The organism is Streptomyces sp. CNT360, from assembly GCF_000424785.1.
The window spans coordinates 298,862-317,478 of the sequence record NZ_AUKO01000002.1 but is presented as its reverse complement, the minus strand read 5'-3'; the positions used below and the strand labels follow the sequence as shown (position 1 = coordinate 317,478).

Sequence of the window (18,617 nt, the reverse complement as noted above, 5' to 3'; positions counted from 1 at the left end):
TGCGCCTCCCTCGACGAGCCGGCCCGGGCGACGGAGAGCGCGCCCGTACCCCGACCGTAGGCCCGGTGGCGTGATCCGGCACGGCTCGTGCCTCCGGGAGGGCTGTCAGCCCGGCCGGCCCGCGGGTGACCGCTCGGTGCCGGCCCCGTGGGGGAACGAGGCCGGCGCCCCCACCCATACGTTGCTGATCGCACTGACGTAGCGCGCTCCGCAACGGTCCGAGGGCACCACGAGCTGGCTTCCGGCCAGGTCGAGCCCCGAGCCGTCCATGGCGGTCGCGAGCAGGACGGGAGCGTCACCGAAGTCGCTGTCGATCTCCGCCCAGGAGAGCACGGCGCGGTGCCCGTCCCCGCCCTCGATCGCGACCAGGAAGCGGGAGCGGTCCTTGCGGCTGCGGGCGTCGAACAGCGGCCCGGCCTCGGTGAGCACATCCCGCAGAAGAGGCCCGGAGAAGGTGTGCCGCCGGGACCCGCTGGTGGCGCAGTCGAAGACGACGTCGGCCTGCTGCCCGGGCCATCCCTCGCGCAGATCGGCGACGGACAGGGCCGCCGGACTGGCCAGTTCCCCCGTGAGCGCGAACACCTTGACCGGCGCTGTCGTCACGCGATGCGGACTGCCGAGTCGCCTCATCACCGCCCCCTTGCGCTGTCTCCCCTGACGCATACGACCCGGGTATGCCCCCTGGGCAGCGCCGGGAACCGCAGAAGCCAGCCGGAATCGGCACGCAGAGCGCAGATGGGGCCCCGTCGGGCGGTATACCCTTGCTTCTGCCGTCCGATGGTCGGCGCGGCCTCAGTCCGGGCTGAACCAGCGGGTGAGGGCAGCCTTGAGACCGTCGGGGTCCGCGCCGGCCCAGGCCACATAGCCGTCGGGGCGGATGAGCAGCGCGGGCGCGGGGGCGTCGGCGGCGGTTGCGGCCACACGGCGTACCCGGTCGCGCCACGGCTCGACGACACCGGCGAGAGCGCTCCCGCCGGTGAGGTCGAGGAGCAGGGGCCGGGCATCGTGCAGCAGCTCCGCGAGGCGCCGGGTACCTCCGTCCTCGGTGGTCAGATCGATCGGGGGCACGAACCAGCCGGTGGGCGCGGCCGGGTCTTCCTCACCGGTGGGGTAGCGGACGTCCGAGCCCGCCGTGAGGGCGGCGATCGCGCGCAGATTCCCGGGGTGGTCGAGGAGTTCCCCGACGATCTGGCGCAGTGCGGTCACTCCGTCGCCAGGAGCCGTCAGGGCGGTGTCGGCCCGGGTGTGCGTGAGCACGCGTTCGCCGCTCGCGCGGCGTTCGCTCTCGTAGCTGTCCAGCAGCCCGCCCGGAGCCCACCCCTGGAGCGCGGCCGCGAGTTTCCAGGCCAGGTTGGCCGCGTCCTGGAGCCCCGCGTTCAGGGTCGGCCCGTGGCTCACGTGTGCGGCGTCACCGGCGAGGAGGACGCGGCCCTCCCGGTAGCGGTCGGCAATCCGCCAGTTGCGGCCGCACAGGCGGCGCAGCAGGACCGGTGACCCTTCCGGCGGGGGAGTCAGCGGCAGGCGTACCCCGAGGACACGTTCGACGCTGTCCTCCATCTCGGCCATGGTCATCGGCGCGCCGGGCCCGGGGGAGTCGCCCGCGGGGTGCGCTTCCTGTTCGGTGGTGTTGATCAGCGGCCGCTCCGGGTCGTGGGGGAGGAGGGTGAAGACGCCGCGCTCGGTGCGGTGGAAGGCCGTGGGGATCTCGCCGAGGCCGTCGATCTCGACGCGGCCCTGCGGTGTGAAACGGAAGTGCTCGTTCGGTCCGATCAGGGCCGACCGGTCGACGAGGGTGTCGTCGCTGGTGCCGGGGAAGGCGATGCCCGACTGCTTGCGGACCAGGCTGCGGGCGCCGTCGCACCCGACGAGGTACCGGGCCGCGAGGCGCGTTTCCGTGCCGTCCGGGCAGCGTGCCGCGACCTCGACCCGGTCGTCGGTCTGGTCGAAGGACAGGACGTCCCAGCCTCGCCTGATCTCCGCGCCGAGTTCGGCCGCACGCTCGTCCAGTACCCGTTCGAGGTCGCGCTGGTTGATCTGCAGGAGATGCATCGGGTTCTCCTCGCCGAGCGTGTGCAGCGGCAGCGGCATCCCGCCGAAGAAGAAACCGGGTGCGGGCCGGGGTGCGCCCTGGCCACCGCAGCGTGCGTAGAGGCCACGGTGGTCGAGCAGGCGTACGACCTGTCCGGCGAGACCGTGCGCCTTGTCCGACGGATCCGGCTCCGGCCGCCGTTCCAGTACCAGGGGGCGGGCCCCCGCCAGACGGAGTTCGCAGGCCAGGAAGAGCCCGGTGGGTCCCCCGCCGACGACGATGACGTCGAACATTGCCGACTCCTCAATACGATACGAGACTGTATCCAAGGGCGTCACCGTAAGCGGTCGCGGTAAGATACACAAATGAATCCAAAGGGCGAGGGGGCGCCGGGCAGGCGCAGCGGGAAGGGCGTACCGGCAGGGGAGCGGCGTACCGGCGGCGGCCCCTCACGCGGCGGCGGGGCCTCCCGCCGCCGGGGTGCCGCGCTGGAGAACGCGATCCTCGACGCCGCGTGGCACGTACTGGTCGAGCACGGGTACCGCGGCTTCACCTACGAGGCGGTCGCCGCCCGCGCGGGCACGAGTCGTCCCGTTCTCTACCGGCGCTGGGCGCGGCGCGAGGACCTGCTGCTGGCCACCCTCGCCAGGTTCTGGAAGCCGATCGCGGTGCCCGACACCGGCGGCCTCCGCGACGACGCGCTCGGTTTCCTGCGCAACGTCAACGACGACCGTGCCCGCACCCTCACCATGCTGAGCGTCCAACTGACGGACTACTTCCAGGACACCGGCACCAGCTTCAGCGATCTTCGCGCGACCCTCGGCGGCCCGCACCCGAAGAGCCCCTTCGCGGTGATCCTCGCCCGGGCGGTTGAGCGCGGCGAACTGCCGGATGCGCCGCGCTCGACCCGCGTGGTGAACCTGCCCTTCGACCTGGTGCGCCACGACATGCTGGTCACCCTGCGGGCGGTGCCGGACGAGACGCTCGTCGAGATCGTGGACGAGGTGTGGCTGCCGCTGCTGGGCGCCGCCGAAGCTCCGTCCGGTGCGCCGGCGCCGGCCCGCTCGTCCTGACGCCTGCGGCCCCGGCTGCCGACCGCGGCGACCGCGCCCTCGGCGAGCGGGACGGAGGGTGCGCGGGCCCGGAGCGTGCGGGAAACGAGTTGCCGCGCAGGGGGTGTTCGCGTTGGCTGGGACGCCATGACCACACTGCACACCGATCGCCTCGTCCTGCGGCCGTGGCGTGACGTGGACCTCGCGCCCTGGGCGGCGATGAATGCCGACCCCGCCGTACGGGAACACCTCGGCGGCCTGCTCACCCGCGAGGAGAGTGACGCCTGTGTGGCGCGGTTCCGTGCCGAGTTCGAGCGGCGGGGCCACGGATGGTGGGCGGTCGAGGTCCGGGCCACAGGGGAGTTCGTCGGCTTCGCCGGGCTGGACGAGGTGGAGGAGGACATGCCGTTCTCCGGGGTGGAGATCGGGTGGCGGCTCGCCCGGCACGCCTGGGGACGGGGCTACGCCACCGAGGCGGCGCTGACGGTCCTGAGTTACGGTTTCGACACACTCGGCCTCCCGGAGATCCTCGCGGTGACGACGGCGGCCAATCTCCGCTCCCAGGCCGTGATGCGGCGGATCGGTATGACACGGAACCCGGCCGACGACTTCGACGACCCCGCGGCGCCCGAGGGGCCGCTGCGCCCGAACGCCGTCTTCCGCATCTCCCGCGACGCGCGGCCGTGACGATGCCGGCCGCCGGGCGAGCTGTGCGGCGACCGTCCTCTGCGATCCCCGCTCCGCCCTCGCCCGCGCTCACCCGGGGCGGACCACCGCCGTCTCGTCGCGGGGTACGGGCCCGGGCCTGCGGCCCCCGGCGTCCAGGAAACGGGTCAGTGGGAGAGTGGCGGCTCCGACAGTGACCGCGTCCGGGCCCAGCCGGCCCAGTACGACCGTGGTCCGTGCCGCCGGGTGACGAAGAGCCCGCTTCTCGGTCGCGGCGCGTACGGCGGGCAGCAGCCTGCGCCCCAGCAGCAGGCCGGCCCAGCCGGCGAGGACGACGCGTTCGGGGCTGAAGAGGTTCACCAGGTCCGCGATGCCCGCGCCGAGACAGCGCGCCGTCTCGCCCAGCACCCGTTCGGCGTCCGGGCCCGCCGCCCCGGCCAACCGTTCCAGGGCCGCCTCCTCCTCGTCGTCCGGTGCCGCGCCGCCCGCCTCCTGCCAGCGCTCCAGCACCGCCGACGCACCGACGTACGCCTCCAGGCAGCCCCGCGCGCCGCACCGGCACAGCCGCCCGTCCAAGTGCAGTGTGGTGTGACCCCATTCCGCCGCTCCACGGGACGCGGAGCTGTAAGCGCTCCCTCCGGTGACGACACAGGCACCGACCCCGGAGCCGATCAGTGCGACGACGGCGTCCTTGGCGCCCTGCCCGGCCCCGAACCACATCTCCGCCTGCCCGAGCGTCTTGGCGCCGTTCGAGACGAACAGCGGCGTCCCGGATGCGAAGGCGGACTCCCCGCTCAGCAGCGACTCCAGCGGTACGGCCTCCCAGCCGACGCTCTGGCCGTGCACGACGGCACCGAGGTGCGGATCCTGCTCGACGATGCCGGGCACGCCGATGCCGATGCCCAACGGGGCGGCGGCGCCGGGCACTCCGCCGCGTTCCGCTTCCGTGCGCACCGCGGCGAGTCCGGTGCCGATCAGCCGCAGGATGTGCGGCACGGCGTGCCCGCCGCGCGGCAACGGGTACTCGGCGCGGGCGCGTTCGGTCAGCGTCAGGTCGAAGAGCTCGACACGCAGGCGGGTCTCGCCGACATCCACCCCGATGAGCGTTCCGGCATGTGGCGCCACGCGCAGGAGGGTCCGCGGCCGGCCGCCGTCCGACCCGACGGAGCCGGCCTCCTCCAGCAGGCCCTCGGCGAGCAGTTCGGAGGTGACGTTGGAGACCGACGCGGAGCTGAGGCCGGTCGCCGGGCCGAGCTCCTGGCGGCTGAGCGGCCCTTCGAAGTAGAGGCGGCGCAGCAGCGTCGCGCGGTTGGTGCGGCGCAGGTCGCGCACCGTCCGCCGGTTCCCGCCGGTCATCTGGCTCCTCTCCGGGGCGGCGCGCCGGCGGCTCGCCGCGATGGTCCTGCCGCCTTGCTCCAGGCCCGGCGGGCGGTCCGCGAACCAATTTACCCGTGCGCGCTGTCTTGACGCTGACTTCTTCCATTACTTAACTCACGCCCTAAGTTAAGTGCGAGCCGCCTTCAGGGAGTGAACGCGTCCGGGGCGGCCGACGCTCACTGCTTCCGCACGCCTCCTGGAGGTGCCGCACGACCATGCGCAGACTTCGTACGGTGGCGACCGCCGCCCTCAGCACCGCACTGACCGCCGCGCTCGCCACCGGCTGCGGCGGAGGAACGACCGCCGGAGGCAACGGCAGCAACGACAAGCCCAAGGAACTGACCTACTGGGCCACCAACCAGGGGTCCAGCCTGGAGACCGACAAGAAGATCCTCCAGCCCGAGCTGGCCAAGTTCGAGAAGCAGACCGGCATCAAGGTCAAGCTGGAGGTCATACCCTGGTCCAACCTGCTGGACCGGATCCTGGCCGCGGCCTCCTCCGGGGAGGGCCCCGACGTCCTCAACATCGGCAACACGTGGTCCTCCTCCCTCCAGAAGAGCGACGCGCTGCTTCCGTTCGACGACAAGACCATGGCCAAGATCGGCGGCAAGAACCGGTTCAGCCCTTCGGCGCTGGCCGCGACCGGAGCCAAGGGCAAGCCGCCGGCGGCCGTACCGCTGTACTCGCTGACGTACGCGCTCTACTACAACAAGAAGATGTTCCGCGAGGCGGGCGTCGACCAGCCGCCCCGCACGTGGAAGGAGCTCGTCGCGGCGGGGAAGAAGGTCTCCGGTGACGGGCACTACGGTCTCGCCCTGGAGGCCGGCGACCCGGTGGAGAACGCCCACCACGCGTTCGTCTTCGGCAAACAGCACGGCGCCGACTTCTTCGACGACTCCGGCAACCCCACCTTCGACAAGCCCGGCAACGTCAAGGCCGTCAAGCAGTACGTGGACTTCCTCGCCGGGGACCGGATCGCCGCCGAGGGCAACGCCGAGTATGCGGCCCGCCAGTCGGTGCGGGACTTCGCCAAGGGCAAGGCGGGGATGCTGCTGTGGCAGGCGGCCCGCTCCCAACTGCTGGGCAACGGGATGAAACCGAACGAATACGGCGTCGTCCCGGTGCCCGTGCAGAGCGCGTCCGACTCCGGTGAGCGGGCCACCACCTCCATGGTCGCTGGCATCAACCTGGCGGTGTTCAAGAACACCGACAACCGCGACGGCGCCCTGAAGTTCGTGAAGTTCATGACCTCGGACGGCGAGCAGCACAAGCTCAACACCACCTACGGCTCACTGTCCCCGGTGCTGTCCGCCCAGCGGGTCGCACCCCGCGACAAGGACGAGAAGGTGCTGCGCTCCGTGCTGGCGGACAGCGCGGCGCCGCTCCCGCAGGTGGCCGACGAGTCGAAGTTCGAGACGTTGGTCGGCACCGCAATGAAGCGGCTCTTCGCGGACGCGGCAGCAGGGCGGAAGGTGACCACTCAGGCGGTGCACAACGCGCTCACCAAGGCACAGCAGCAGATGCGGAAGTGACCCGTGATCCACGGAACCCGCTCTTCGAAGCCCGCCGCGGCCTCCGCCCTGCCCCCGCCCGCTGCGCCTGAATCCGCCGCGCCACCCGCCTCGTCCGCGCCGGCCGGCGGAGGGAGCGACGAGCCGGAGGAGTGCGCCGGCCACCCCGGTGGGCGACCCGGCACCGCTGCCCCCCGCCCGCGGCGGGGCGCCCTGCTGCGGGACAAGGTGCGGCAGGCCGGGATGCCGTACCTGCTGCTGGTGCCCGCACTCGTCCTCGAACTGCTGGTGCACCTCGCGCCGATGGTCACCGGCATCGTGATGGCGTTCCGGGACCTGACGCAGGAGTACATCCACAACTGGGGCGCCGCCCCGTGGGCGGGCCTGGACAACTTCCGCGTCGCGGTGGACTTCCACGCCCCGGTGGGCGAGGCTCTGCTGCGCTCGTTCGCCGTCACCTGCGCGTTCACGGCGCTCGCCGTGGGACTCGCCTGGCTGCTCGGGGTCACGGCGGCCATCCTGATGCAGGACACCTTCCGCGGCCGTGGCGTGTTGCGGGCGCTGTTCCTGACGCCGTACGCGCTGCCCGTGTACGCGGCGGTCATCACCTGGTCGTTCCTGCTGCAACGGGACAACGGGCTGGTCAACGCCGTACTCCACGACCAGACGGGGCTCACGGACTCCAAGCCGTTCTGGCTGGTGGGCGGCAACAGCTTCGTGTCCCTGCTGGTGGTGTCGGTCTGGCGGATCTGGCCGTTCGCCTTCCTGATGCTGACGGCCGGGTTGCAGACCATCCCCCGCGACCTCTACGAGGCGTCCGCCATCGACGGGGCGGGTGTGTGGCGGCAGATCCGGCACATCACGCTGCCTGCACTGCGGCCGGTCAACCTGGTGCTGATCCTCGTGCTGTTCCTGTGGACCTTCAACGACTTCAACGTCCCCTTCGTCCTGTTCGGCAAGTCGGCCCCCGAGTCGGCCGAGCTGGTGTCCCTGCACATCTACCAGTCGTCCTTCGCGACCTGGGACTTCGGCGCCGGCTCGGCCATGTCCGTCCTCCTGCTGCTGTTCCTGCTGGTCGTCACGGCCGGATACCTGCTGGCCACCCGGGAGAGGACGCCACGGGCGGCCCGGCGGGGCGGCGGACGGCAGGGGAGGGCCCATGTCTGAGGGAGTCCGGATGCCCGGCACCGCACAGCCCGTCCGTACCGTCCGTCCCGCTCGCCCCGGTGGCGACCGCCGGGCCTGCAGCCCCATGGCAGCACCGGCCTCGTTCCTGTGGACCCGGCGGATCCTGCTGACGCTGCTGGCCGTCTTCGCCGCCACTCCGCTCTACGTGATGCTCAGCAGCTCCCTCAAGCCGCTGCAGGATGTGACGGACTCCTTCCACTGGATCCCCACGGAGTTGACGGTACGGCCCTACCTGGACATCTGGGAGACGGTGCCGCTGGGACGGTACTTCGTGAACTCGCTGATCGTCGCCGGGGGAGCGACGGTGTGCTCCGTGCTCGTGGCGACCTTCGCCGCGTACGCGGTCAGCCGCTACCGCTTCCGCGGGAAGCGGGTCTTCACCGTCACGGTGCTGTCCACGCAGATGTTCCCCGGCATCCTCTTCCTGCTGCCGCTGTTCCTGCTGTTCGTCAACATCGGCAACGCCACCGGCATCGCCCTGTACGGCTCCCGGGGCGCGCTGATCCTCACCTACATGACCTTCACCCTGCCGCTGTCGATCTGGATGCTCGCCGGCTACTTCGACTCCATCCCCCGCGATCTGGACGAGGCGGCCCTCGTCGACGGCTGCGGCGCACTCGGTGCGCTCTTCCGTGTGCTGGTGCCCGCCGCCACGCCCGGCATCGTCGCCGTCGCGGTCTACTCCTTCATGACGGCCTGGGGCGAGGTCCTGTTCGCGTCCGTGATGACCAACGACGTCACCCGGACTCTCTCCATCGGCCTACAGGGCTACTCCACCCAGACCGAGGTCTACTGGAACCAGGTCATGGCCGCCTCGCTGGTGGTGAGCGTGCCCCTCGTCGCCGGTTTCCTCCTCCTTCAGCGCTACCTGGTCGCCGGCCTGACCGCCGGCTCCGTCAAGTAGCCCCGGCCCGGGCAGCGCCCCGGAGGGTCCTGGCACCCCCCCGGGGGGCTTCCCCCGCGCCGCAGAAGTTCGTCCGCGCCGCCCGGCAGGTCTCTCTCGCCGTGCCCCGCTCTCCCGCACCCCTCCCCACCGAGAGGATCCACGTGTCCGACACCCATCCCGCCGCACCGCCCGCCGGCTCCGGCGGTCCCACCCCTGCCGCCACGTCCGACCTGCCGCACGACGCGACGGCGGAGCTTCCCGACGACTTCCTGTGGGGCGCGGCGACAGCCGCCTACCAGATCGAGGGGGCGGCTACGGAGGACGGCCGCTCGCCCTCCATCTGGGACACCTTCAGCCACACGCCCGGCAAGGTGGACGGAGGCGACACGGGGGACGTGGCCTGCGACCACTACCACCGGTGGCGCGAGGATCTCGGCCTGATGCGGGAACTCGGCCTGGATGCGTACCGCTTCTCCCTTGCCTGGCCCCGGGTGCTGCCGGACGGCGGCGGGCGCGTCAACGAGCGCGGGCTGGACTTCTACGACCGGCTCACCGACGCCTTGCTGGAAGCGGGCATCACCCCCTTCGCCACCCTCTACCACTGGGACCTGCCCCAGACGCTCCAGGACCAGGGCGGCTGGCCCGCGCGGCAGACCGCCCAGCGGTTCGGGGAGTACGCGGCCGTCGCCGCCGCCCGGCTCGGTGACCGTATCCGGCACTGGGCCACCCTCAACGAGCCGCTGTGCTCTGCCTGGATCGGGCACTACGAGGGGCGGATGGCCCCCGGGACCACCGATATGGCGGAGGCCGTGCGCGCGTCCTTCCACCTGCACCTGGGCCACGGCTACGCGGTCGAGGCGCTGCGTGCCCACGCGCCGGGCGCGCGCGTCGGTCTGGTCAACAACCTCACCCACTGCGAACCCGCCACCGACGACCCGGCCGACGTGGCAGCGGCCCGCCGCGCCGACGGGCACGTCAACCGCTGGTGGCTGGACCCGGTGCACGGGCGCGGCTACCCGCAGGACATGGTCGAGCTGTACGGCACCGAGCCGCCCGCCCGTGCCGGAGACCTGGAGACCATCGCGGCGCCGCTGGACTGGCTGGGCCTGAACTACTACTTCCGGAACGTTTTGCGCGACGACCCCGCAGGGCCCTTCCCCCGGGCCCGGGCCGCCGCCCTGCCGGAGGGCGCGCGCACGACCGGCATGGGCTGGGAGGTCCACCCCGACGGCCTCACCCGGACGCTGCGGCGCATGGCGGAGGACTACGGCGCCCGCTGCGTCTACGTCACCGAGAACGGCGCCGCCTACCCCGACACGGTCGGCCCCGACGGGCAGGTGCACGATCCCGAGCGCACCCGTTACCTGGAGGAGCATCTGGCCGCCTGCGGGCGCGCCGTGCGGGAAGGCGTGCCGCTGGCCGGTTACTTCGCCTGGTCGCTGCTGGACAACTTCGAGTGGGCCTACGGGTACGCGCAGCGGTTCGGTCTGGTCCACGTCGACTACCCGACGCAGAAGCGCACCATCAAGACCAGCGGCCGCCGGTACGCCGAGCTGGCGGCCGCTCACCGCTCCCGCCGACGCAAGGCCGCCTGAACCCACCTGCCTGGCCAGTCGCAGTTGCCCAGGGCGACGGCTACCGGACGGGTCGGTTGCCGCGCCCCCGGCAGTGGACTCCCGGCCACCGGTGCCCCGCTGCCCGGATCAGGGCCGCCCATGGGGCGTGGAGAGGCACCGGCTCGCCCGGTCCGAGGTGCCGAACCCGCCGATGCGGCCGGGGAGTCGTGGGCCGTCAAGGGCCGCGCGCCGGCACTCCGGTGGGTCCGGGCCGGAAGAACTACTCCGCAGTTTGGGTGTCGTCGGCAGCCGCCACGCGGCCGAGCGTGCGGTCGAGGACGGTCAGCAGGAGGTAGAGCACACCGGAGGCGAGCATCACCCAGGCGAGCCGGTGCATGCCGCCGGTGTCGGCGCGTTGCCCGAACGACCCGGCAGTCGCGGAGGACGCGATCATCGAGCCGATGTAGGCGAAGGTGCGCAGCAGCCCGGCGGAGGACGCGGTGCGCTCGGGATCGGCCTGGAAGTACACGGAGTTCTGCAGGGCCAGGTTGTTCAGTCCCTGCGGGATGCCGAAGATCAGGGCGACGAGGAGCAGCATCCACAGGGGGCTCTGCCCGGTGAGTGTCAGCATCACCAGGCAGGCGACGATCTGCCCCACCGCCCCGATCAGCAGCTTCCCGCGTACGCCCCTGCGTCGCCCGGAGACGATCGAGGCGCCGATCGCCAGCAGGAACATCGGGATCTGGGCCAGCCCGGCGTGGAAGGGCGACAGCCCGTAGCCCTCTTCCGTCCACTGGCTGAAGCCGTAGAGGAACGCGTAGGCGACGACGTAGGCGACGAGCGCGCGCCCGTAGGTGGCCACGAGCGGCGTGTTGCCGCCGAGCACCCGCAGGTCGATGAACGGGACGGCGGCCCGCAGCTCGCGCACCGCGAACCCGGCCCCCGCGGCGACGGTGATCACCAGCAGGTACCAGTCGCGCAGGTGCAGGTTCATCAAGAAGAGCAGCAGCGAGGTGAGCATCACGGCGAACAGCCCCATGCCGGGCAGGTCGAGCTGGGTCGTCAGGCTCCCACGGCGCGGGGCCCCGCCTGTCCCGCCCGTCCCGGCGGACCTGGGCAGCCGCAGCAGCCCCAGCAGCACGGCCGCCACGGCCAGCGGCACGTTCAGCGCGAAGGTGGCGCGCCAGCCGCCCACCGCGATCAGCAGACCGCCGAGCAGCGGTCCGACGACGGCGATGGTCTGGTTGGCGACAGCCAGCGCGGTGAGCACTCCGCCGGGACTGTCCCGTCCGGTGCGCCGGGCCTCACTGCGCAGCAGTGCCATCGCGGCCGGGTAGCCGGCGCAGGTGCCGAACCCGAGCAGGACCCGGGCCCCGATCAGCACCCCCAGCTGCGGGGCCAGCGCGCCCACGACGCCCGCGACACCGACGAGACCGGTGCTGAGGAGGAAGAGTCTGCGCGGCCCGAAGAGGTCGATGAGCCGGCCCACGACCGGCTGTCCGAGCGAGGTGGCCAGGTAGAGGGCGGAGACCAGCCAGGCGGTCTGGGAGGACGGCGCACCCAGGGCCGCACCGATGGGTACCAGCGCGACGGAGATGATCGTCGAGTTGATCGGGTTCAGGACCGAGCCCAGCAGCATCGGGGGCAGCAGCCGCCGGTCGAAACCGGGTTCGTCCGCCTCTTTCCCGGCCCTCGTCGTGGCGTCACTCATCGGTCAGCCGCTGCAGTACGGCCATGGCGGCGATCACCGTCCGGCGTTCTTCCTCCGTGCAGTTGTCCTGCAACCGGCCGGCGAGCCATTCGTTCCGGGCCGTCCGCCCTTCCGCCACCCGACGGCGCCCCTCCCCGGTCAGCGTGATCAGCAGCCGCCGCCCGTCGTCCGGGTCGGGAGCGCGCTCCACCAGCCCCAGCGCGGCGAGCGAGGAGACCGTCGCTGTCATCGACTGGTGACGTACGCCTTCGGCGGCGGCGAGCTCGCTCGCCGTCACGTTCCGCTTGCCGGACAGCCGGGCCAGGACGGTCGCCTGTGTCGGAGTGAGGTCCTCGGTCCGGGAGGCGGCGAGGATGCGGCGCCGCAGGCGGCTGATGACCGCACGGATCTCGCGCGAGGCCTGCGCCGCCGAGGGCGACACGTCCTGGTTCCCGCTCATGCTGCCGCGCCAACGTCCACAGGCATGACTGTACAGGTTGCCTGTGTAATGGCGGACGCCTCCGTCCGCTCCGGCCGCCCGCCCGTACGGACGGCCGAATCCGGGAGAGGGCTCAGCTCAGATGAGGGCGCCGTGGGTGAACAGGGAGTCGGCCTCAGCGCGCCGGGCCAGCGACGGCTGAGCGCCGGCCCGGGTGGTGCTGACGGCCGCGGCGGCGGCCGCCCACCGGGCCGCCTGCTCCAGGGAGCGCCCCTCGGCCAGACCCACGGCCAAGGCGCCGCAGAACGAGTCGCCCGCAGCGGTGGTGTCGACGGTGGTCACGGGGAAGGCGGGGATGTGCAGATGCGCGTTCCCCTCGCACAGGAGAAGACCGTCCCCGCCGAGAGTGACGATGACGGCGGCCGCCGCGCGCAGGCGCCGGGCCGCCGCCGCGACCTCGTCGAGCGTTCCCGGCGTGCCGGACAGCCCCGCGAGTGCGGCGAGTTCGGTCCGGTTGGGTACGAGCAGGTCGACCCCGGAGGGCGGCTCGACGCCAGCCACGGCGGGCGCGGGGTTGTACAGCACCGTACCGCCGGACAGCCGCGCGGCCTCGTTGTTGGCCTCCTGCGGTACCTCCTGCTGGAGCACGGTGACCGCCGCCCGCCCGAGCATGTCCGCCGCTGCCGCGCAGTCGGCCGCGGCAAGGCGGGAGTTGGCCCCCGGGCTGACGATGATGGTGTTCTCACCCTCCGGGCTGACGGCGATGAGGGCACGGCCGGTCGGGACGCCCGGGGTCCGCTGGATGTGACCCACGTCCACACCCTGCTCCTTGGCGGCTCCCAGCATCACCTCCGCGGCGTCGTCGTCACCGACCCGGCCGACGAACGAGACGTCCCCACCGAGTCGCGCCGCGGCCACAGCCTGGTTGGCGCCCTTGCCACCGGGGTGCTGGACGAGGTCCTCGCCGAGCACCGTCTCGCCGGGCACCGGGTGGTGCGGGACGGAGGTGACGAGGTCGAGGTTGAGACTTCCGACGACTGCGATCACGGTGTTGCCTTCTGGGGGAGAGGAACGGACGGGGACTCGGGGGTGCCGGGGCCGCCACGGGCGTCCCGGGCGTCACCGTCCGTCAAGGACGGGTGAGCGCCGGGCACCGGCACCGTCGACGCCCGGACGACGAGCTGCGGCGCGAGCCGCACGGCGTGCCGGGCCGCGCCCCCGCCGGGTGACCCGCTGCGGGCGGCGCGGGCGTGGCCGTCAGCGGCGGAGCCGACGGCATCGGGTGCCGAACGGCCGGTGTCCGGTGCCGGAGCGCCGCCGCCGGGTGCCGAACCGGTGGCTTCGGCCTCGGCGCCGCCGGTACCGTGCCGGTCGGCGAGCCGCGCCTCCAGCAGGCGCACCGCCTCGACAGCGATGTCCCGCACCGGCTGCCGCACGGTGGTCACGGCGGGGTCGGCGAGATCGGCGGGCGGAATGTCGTCGAAGCCGGTGACGACGACCTGGCGCGGCACCTCGGCGCCGCGTTGCCGCAGCCGTTGCAGCGCGCCGAGCGCGATCAGGTCGTTGCCGCACACCACGGCATCCGGCGCGGGGGCGGCGCCGCGGCGGTGTTCGTCCCACAGCCGGTCGACGGCTTCCCTGCCCCAGGCGGCGGAGAACTCACCCAGGGCGAGCAGGGGCGGATCGTCGGGGGCCAGGGACGAGACTCCCGCCTCGAAGGCGGCGCGGCGCTCCGTGGCCGCCGATGTGGTGCCGACGGCACCGATGTAGCAGGGGCGGTGCCGGTCCTGGGCGGCCAGATGCTCGAAGACCAGCGCCATCCCGGCGGCGTTGTCGACCGCCACGAGGTCGGCGACCCCCGGCCCGCAGCTCCGGTCGAGCAGGACGAGCGGGACGCGTGCGGCGGCCGCCGCGACGGCGGGCCGGCTGCGGTGCTCGTCCACGGGCACGACGAGCAGTGCGTCGACCTGCCGGGCCAGCAGGGCTTCGATCCGGGCGGCTTCCTTGTCCGGATCGTCGTCGCAGTCGGCGAGGAGCACGGCCAGGCCGCGCTCGTCCAGCACGTGCGTCAGCTCGCGCACCAGTGCGGGGTAGAAGGGGTTCGTGATCTGGGGGAGGACCAGCCCGACGGTGGCGGTGCTCCTGCTGCGCAGGGCGCGCGCGACGTGGTTGGGCCGGTAGCCGAGGCGTTCGGCGGCTTCGCGGACCCGGCGCGCGGTCCCGGCCCCGACGGGCCGGGCCTCGGACAGTACGCGCGAGACGGTGGAGACGGAGCAGCCCGAGGCGCGCGCCACATCGCGCAGTGTGATGTCGGAGCCTGGGCGCATGGCGGCCACCACTTCTTCGTCGGAGCCGGCGGGATCTCCACCTCGGGCGGCGGGGGCTTGTCCCGCACGCACGACCGGAGGTCGGCAAACGTTATCAGCCGGTCGGCGCCCGGCCCATACCGCTGTGTGCTGATGTGATCCAGTCGTCCATTGACATCCACCAGGGTGCTGAGCAGAGTCGTGGGAGAACGTTTTCCCACCTTCCTTCGCTCCGTGACATGCCTCCCGCCCTCTCGTCGCACCGCCGCTCGGGTCCCGGGGGCGAAGCGGCGGAAGGGCTGAGCAAAGGGGCTCTTCGTGGCCAGAAAGATCATCCTCGACTGCGACCCGGGGCACGACGACGCGATCGCGATGCTGCTCGCGCACGGCAACCCGGACGTCGAGCTGGTCGCCGTCACCACAGTCGTCGGCAACCAGACGCTGGAGAAGGTGACGCGCAACGCGCTCGCCGTCGCCCGGATCGCGGGCATCACCGGTGTCCCGTTCGCGGCGGGCTGCCCCAGGCCACTCGTCCGCACGGTGGAGACGGCGCCCGACATTCATGGTGAGTCCGGCCTGGACGGCCCGGTGCTGCCCGAGCCCGCGTTCGACGTGGACGAGCGGCACGCGGTGGACCTCATCATCGACACGGTGATGGCTCACGAACCCGGCGAGATCACCCTCGTCCCGACGGCGGGGCTGACCAACATCGCACTGGCCGTGCGCAAGGAGCCACGGATCGCGGAGCGCGTGCGCGAGGTCGTCCTGATGGGTGGCGGCTACCACCAGGGCAACTGGAGCCCGGTGGCCGAGTTCAACATCGTCATCGACCCCGAGGCCGCGCACATCGTCTTCAACGAGAGCTGGCCGGTCACCATGGTCGGCCTCGACCTCACCCACCAGGCGCTGGCCACCGGTGAGGTCACCGAGCGGATCGCGAAGCTGGGGACCCGTCCGGCGGCCTTCGTCAACGAACTGCTGGACTTCTTCGGCGCCACCTACCTTCAGGAGCAGGGCTTCGCCCACCCGCCGGTGCACGACCCGTGTGCCGTCGCCTACGTCATCGACCCGGACGTGATGACGGTGCGCAAGGCGCCCGTCGACATCGAGCTGCGCGGCGGGCTGACGCTGGGCATGACGGTCGCCGACTTCCGGGCACCGGCGCCGGACGGCTGCCGCACCCAGGTCGCCGTCGACCTCGACCACGCCCGGTTCTGGGACCTGGTGATCGATGCGCTGGAGCGGATCGGCGAAGGGGGCGGTGCCGACGCGGCACGCTCGGCCGCCGAGGACGCCTCGGGCACCGTCGGCGCCGCCGCCGAGGCCACCTCCGTGGACACCGCCCCGCAGGCGGGCACCGCGCCGGAGTCCACCGACGCTCCGGCCGGCGCGCGCCACGAGCGGGCGTGACGCACATGACCGGCACCACCTCTGTCACGGCCGCCCCGGAAGGCCACCTGCGCGACGGCAGACCCGTACGCGTCGGTGTGCTGATGGCGGCGCTGCTCGTGGCCTGCTTCGCCTTCCAGCTGAACGCGAGCATGCTCAGCCCCGCGCTCAACAGCATCGAGCACACGCTGCACGCCAGTTCGGCCGAGATCGGGATGACGCAGACGGCGTTCTTCACCTCGGCCGCCCTCTTCTCCCTCTTCCTTCCGCGCCTCGGCGACCTCGTCGGCCGCCGCAAGGTGCTCGTCGGGATGCTCGCGCTGATGGCCGTCGGCTGCGTCGTCGCCGCGCTGGCCAACAGCGTCCCGATGCTCTTCGCAGGCCGCGTCGTCCAGGGCGTGTCCGGGCCGACTGTCCCGCTGTGTCTGATCATGCTGCGGGTCGAGGTCGGCGAGCCGAAGAGGTACGGCACCCTGCTCGGGGTCATCACCGCGGTCAACGGCGGCATCGCCGGCGTCGACTCGCTGGCCGGCGGCTACCTGGCCGACCACCACGGCTTCTCCGCCGTCTTCTGGGCGATGACCCTGGTCGCCGCCCTCGGCGCCGTCCTCGTGGCGACGCTGGCGCCCGAGTCGTGCGCCGCCTCCGGCACGCGGATGGACTGGCCCGGAGTCCTGCTGCTCGTCGTCTCCGTGGGCGCGATGCTCATCGCACTGAACGAGGCGGGCAAGCTGGGGGCGGCGAACTGGCCGCTCGCCGTCGGGCTCGTCGTGGTCTCGGCGGCGGCCTTCGCACTGTTCTGGCGCGTCCAGGACCGCGGCGCGCACCCGCTGGTGGCCACCCACCACCTGCGGCGACGGGCCACCTGGGCCACGCTGCTGACCACGGTGCTCACCATGACCGGTGTCTTCGCCGTCATGAACGGCCTGCTGCCGTCGTTCGCCCAGGACGCCGAAGCCGGACTGGGCATGTCGGCCGAGCAGTCCGCCTGGTGGACGCTCACCCCGTACGCGCTGGCGGGCCTCGCCATGGGGCCCCTCGCCGGCCGGCTGGCCGCCACCCACGGCTACGGCCGGATCCTGCGCGCCGGACTGGTCGGTGCGGCGGCCACGGTCGTGCTGATGCTGCTCACTCTGGACGCGCACTCGCGCTGGCTGCTGCTGGCGGCCTCGATCCTGGTCGGTGCGGCGTACGCGGGCGTGGCCAACATCGTGCTCAACGGACTGGGCATCGTGCACTCGCCCCGCGAGAACCCGGGCTTCCTGCCGGGGCTCAACGCAGGCGCCTTCAACCTCGGTTCGGGGCTCAGCTTCGCGGTGGTCTACGCCGTGCAGACTGCAGCCCTGCCGGATGACGCCTCCTCGCCCACCGGGTACGCGGCCGGTATGACCGCCGGTGTGGTGCTGCTCGCCTTCGCGTTCGCCACCTCCTTCCTCATCCCGAAGCCGGTCGCGGCCGAAGCGGAATGACCGGTCTCCGGCCGGACCCACCCGGCCGACCGTGTGGCCTCCCCGTCCGGGACGCGCTCCTGACGGGGAGGCCACACGGGTGTTCAGCGGTGGCGTACGGCTCGCGTCCGGACTGCGAGTCCTCTGATGCGGCGGCTCCAGCGTTCGCCGCTGCACATGCTGATGAGCGGTCGGCCCACCGGACGCCGACCCGGACGAGCCCGGGGCATAAGCGACCCTTCTGGAGTGCCGCACAAAATCTTGAATTGCTTTGATCCGGGCTCTCTTGCAGCATGAGCCCCCGGCAGCGCGCGAGGAGGCGGCAATGAGAACGATCGGGCTGATCGGCGGGATGAGTTGGGAGTCGACCGCAGAGTACTACCGGCTGCTCAACGAGTTCACGCGGCAGCGGCTCGGCGGGCTGCACTCGGCCTCCTGCGTGCTGTACTCGGTGGACTTCGCCCGCATCGAGCGGCTACAGGTCGAGGATCGCTGGCCGGAGGCGGGCGAGCTCCTGGCCGCGGCCGCCAGGGCCGTGGAGCGCGCCGGCGCCGACATGGTGCTGCTCTGCACCAACACCATGCACAAGGTGGCCGACCAGGTCGCGGCCGCCGTGTCGATTCCCTTTGTGCACCTGGCCGACGCCACGGCCGCTGCCGTACGGGCAGCGGGTGTGCGCCGGGTCGGACTGCTGGGCACCGCGTTCACGATGGAGCAGGACTTCTACCGCGGGCGGTTGGAGGCCGGCGGACCGGAGGTGTACGTGCCCGCCCCCGCGGACCGCGCGCTCGTGCATCGGGTGATCTACGAGGAGCTCTGCCTCGGGCGGGTGGAGGAGGACTCGCGCAGGGCCTACCAGCGGATCATCGAGGACCTCGTCGCGGCGGGGGCGGAAGGTGTCGTCCTGGGCTGCACCGAGATCGAGTTGCTGATCGGTCCGGCGGACAGCCCCGTGCCGGTCTTCCCCACCGCCCGGCTGCACGCACAGGCGGCCGTGGACACCGCGTTGGCCGGGTCCGAGCGCGGTGCATGAGTGGCGGAGCCCACCGCGGGGCGGCCGTGCCCCCGCCCTCCGGCGGA

General features: G+C 72.5%; 16 protein-coding genes. 9 read left to right on the top strand and 7 right to left on the bottom strand.

The annotated features are described in order from the left end of the window. Window positions 1-105 precede the first annotated feature (105 nt). Entirely contained in the window at window positions 106-630 is a 525-nt protein-coding gene (locus H297_RS34775) for a molybdopterin-dependent oxidoreductase (protein WP_051351572.1), read from the bottom strand. Window positions 631-792: 162 nt separating this feature from the next. After that, window positions 793-2,322, bottom strand: coding sequence for an FAD-dependent monooxygenase (locus tag H297_RS0105940; RefSeq protein WP_027736291.1), 1,530 nt, complete (start codon window positions 2,320-2,322; stop codon window positions 793-795). A 72-nt stretch (window positions 2,323-2,394) separates the two neighbouring features. On the opposite strand from H297_RS0105940, the gene H297_RS34770 reads away from it, so the two are divergent. Both H297_RS34770 and H297_RS0105930 read left to right on the top strand, forming a co-directional pair. Further along, window positions 2,395-3,102, top strand: a complete 708-nt coding sequence (locus H297_RS34770; RefSeq protein WP_078513774.1) for a TetR/AcrR family transcriptional regulator — start codon at window positions 2,395-2,397, stop codon at window positions 3,100-3,102. A gap of 126 nt (window positions 3,103-3,228) precedes the next feature. After that, complete coding sequence (locus H297_RS0105930) at window positions 3,229-3,768, top strand: GNAT family N-acetyltransferase (RefSeq protein ID WP_027736290.1); 540 nt, start codon at window positions 3,229-3,231, stop codon at window positions 3,766-3,768. Window positions 3,769-3,837: 69 nt separating this feature from the next. Here the strand turns inward: H297_RS0105930 and H297_RS0105925 are convergent, their stop codons facing one another. Beyond that, window positions 3,838-5,103 carry an ROK family protein gene (locus H297_RS0105925; protein ID WP_027736289.1) on the bottom strand — a complete coding sequence of 422 codons (1,266 nt, stop codon included), beginning with the start codon at window positions 5,101-5,103 and terminating at the stop codon, window positions 3,838-3,840. 236 nt (window positions 5,104-5,339) lie between these two features. On the opposite strand from H297_RS0105925, the gene H297_RS0105920 reads away from it, so the two are divergent. The 4 genes from H297_RS0105920 to H297_RS0105905 all read left to right on the top strand — a co-directional run bounded on the left by H297_RS0105920 (window position 5,340) and on the right by H297_RS0105905 (window position 10,304). Further along, on the top strand, window positions 5,340-6,656 hold the full coding sequence (locus H297_RS0105920; RefSeq protein ID WP_027736288.1) for an ABC transporter substrate-binding protein: 1,317 nt from the start codon (window positions 5,340-5,342) through the stop codon (window positions 6,654-6,656). 48 nt (window positions 6,657-6,704) lie between these two features. After that, entirely contained in the window at window positions 6,705-7,802 is a 1,098-nt protein-coding gene (locus H297_RS34765; protein ID WP_051351629.1) for a carbohydrate ABC transporter permease, read from the top strand. An 85-nt stretch (window positions 7,803-7,887) separates the two neighbouring features. Continuing rightward, window positions 7,888-8,727 carry an ABC transporter permease subunit gene (locus H297_RS0105910; protein WP_027736287.1) on the top strand — a complete coding sequence of 280 codons (840 nt, stop codon included), beginning with the start codon at window positions 7,888-7,890 and terminating at the stop codon, window positions 8,725-8,727. A gap of 212 nt (window positions 8,728-8,939) precedes the next feature. Continuing rightward, a complete protein-coding gene (locus tag H297_RS0105905) occupies window positions 8,940-10,304 on the top strand; it encodes a GH1 family beta-glucosidase (RefSeq protein ID WP_027736286.1) in 1,365 nt (454 codons plus the stop codon). A gap of 241 nt (window positions 10,305-10,545) precedes the next feature. Here the strand turns inward: H297_RS0105905 and H297_RS0105900 are convergent, their stop codons facing one another. The 4 genes from H297_RS0105900 to H297_RS34760 form a co-directional block, all read right to left on the bottom strand. After that, a complete protein-coding gene (locus H297_RS0105900) occupies window positions 10,546-11,976 on the bottom strand; it encodes an MFS transporter (RefSeq protein ID WP_027736285.1) in 1,431 nt (476 codons plus the stop codon). Continuing rightward, on the bottom strand, window positions 11,969-12,415 hold the full coding sequence (locus tag H297_RS0105895; protein WP_027736284.1) for a MarR family transcriptional regulator: 447 nt from the start codon (window positions 12,413-12,415) through the stop codon (window positions 11,969-11,971). The genes H297_RS0105900 and H297_RS0105895 overlap by 8 nt, the downstream gene beginning before the upstream one ends. 117 nt (window positions 12,416-12,532) lie before the next feature. Beyond that, window positions 12,533-13,441, bottom strand: coding sequence for a ribokinase (gene rbsK, locus H297_RS0105890; protein WP_027736283.1), 909 nt, complete (start codon window positions 13,439-13,441; stop codon window positions 12,533-12,535). Beyond that, window positions 13,438-14,721: a LacI family transcriptional regulator gene (locus H297_RS34760; protein WP_051351628.1), complete on the bottom strand. Its 1,284-nt coding sequence runs from the start codon at window positions 14,719-14,721 to the stop codon at window positions 13,438-13,440. The genes rbsK and H297_RS34760 overlap by 4 nt, the downstream gene beginning before the upstream one ends. 297 nt (window positions 14,722-15,018) lie before the next feature. On the opposite strand from H297_RS34760, the gene uriH reads away from it, so the two are divergent. The 3 genes from uriH (at window position 15,019) to H297_RS0105870 (ending at window position 18,570) form a co-directional block, all read left to right on the top strand. Beyond that, entirely contained in the window at window positions 15,019-16,110 is a 1,092-nt protein-coding gene (uriH, locus tag H297_RS34755; protein WP_486589421.1) for a uridine-preferring nucleoside hydrolase UriH, read from the top strand. Window positions 16,111-16,115: 5 nt separating this feature from the next. Continuing rightward, window positions 16,116-17,558, top strand: a complete 1,443-nt coding sequence (uriT, locus tag H297_RS0105875; protein ID WP_027736282.1) for a uridine transporter UriT — start codon at window positions 16,116-16,118, stop codon at window positions 17,556-17,558. Between the two features lie 304 nt (window positions 17,559-17,862). Next, window positions 17,863-18,570, top strand: coding sequence for an aspartate/glutamate racemase family protein (locus H297_RS0105870; RefSeq protein WP_027736281.1), 708 nt, complete (start codon window positions 17,863-17,865; stop codon window positions 18,568-18,570). Window positions 18,571-18,617: the final 47 nt, after the last annotated feature.

Coding starts and splice junctions, on each gene's coding strand:
- H297_RS34775 (WP_051351572.1), bottom strand. CDS start 630: ATGAGGCGACTCGGCAGTCCGCATCGCGTGACGACAGCGCCGGTCAAG.
- H297_RS0105940 (WP_027736291.1), bottom strand. CDS start 2,322: ATGTTCGACGTCATCGTCGTCGGCGGGGGACCCACCGGGCTCTTCCTG.
- H297_RS34770 (WP_078513774.1), top strand. CDS start 2,395: ATGAATCCAAAGGGCGAGGGGGCGCCGGGCAGGCGCAGCGGGAAGGGC.
- H297_RS0105930 (WP_027736290.1), top strand. CDS start 3,229: ATGACCACACTGCACACCGATCGCCTCGTCCTGCGGCCGTGGCGTGAC.
- H297_RS0105925 (WP_027736289.1), bottom strand. CDS start 5,103: ATGACCGGCGGGAACCGGCGGACGGTGCGCGACCTGCGCCGCACCAAC.
- H297_RS0105920 (WP_027736288.1), top strand. CDS start 5,340: ATGCGCAGACTTCGTACGGTGGCGACCGCCGCCCTCAGCACCGCACTG.
- H297_RS0105910 (WP_027736287.1), top strand. CDS start 7,888: ATGGCAGCACCGGCCTCGTTCCTGTGGACCCGGCGGATCCTGCTGACG.
- H297_RS0105900 (WP_027736285.1), bottom strand. CDS start 11,976: ATGAGTGACGCCACGACGAGGGCCGGGAAAGAGGCGGACGAACCCGGT.
- H297_RS0105895 (WP_027736284.1), bottom strand. CDS start 12,415: ATGAGCGGGAACCAGGACGTGTCGCCCTCGGCGGCGCAGGCCTCGCGC.
- H297_RS34760 (WP_051351628.1), bottom strand. CDS start 14,721: ATGCGCCCAGGCTCCGACATCACACTGCGCGATGTGGCGCGCGCCTCG.
- uriT (WP_027736282.1), top strand. CDS start 16,116: ATGACCGGCACCACCTCTGTCACGGCCGCCCCGGAAGGCCACCTGCGC.
- H297_RS0105870 (WP_027736281.1), top strand. CDS start 17,863: ATGAGAACGATCGGGCTGATCGGCGGGATGAGTTGGGAGTCGACCGCA.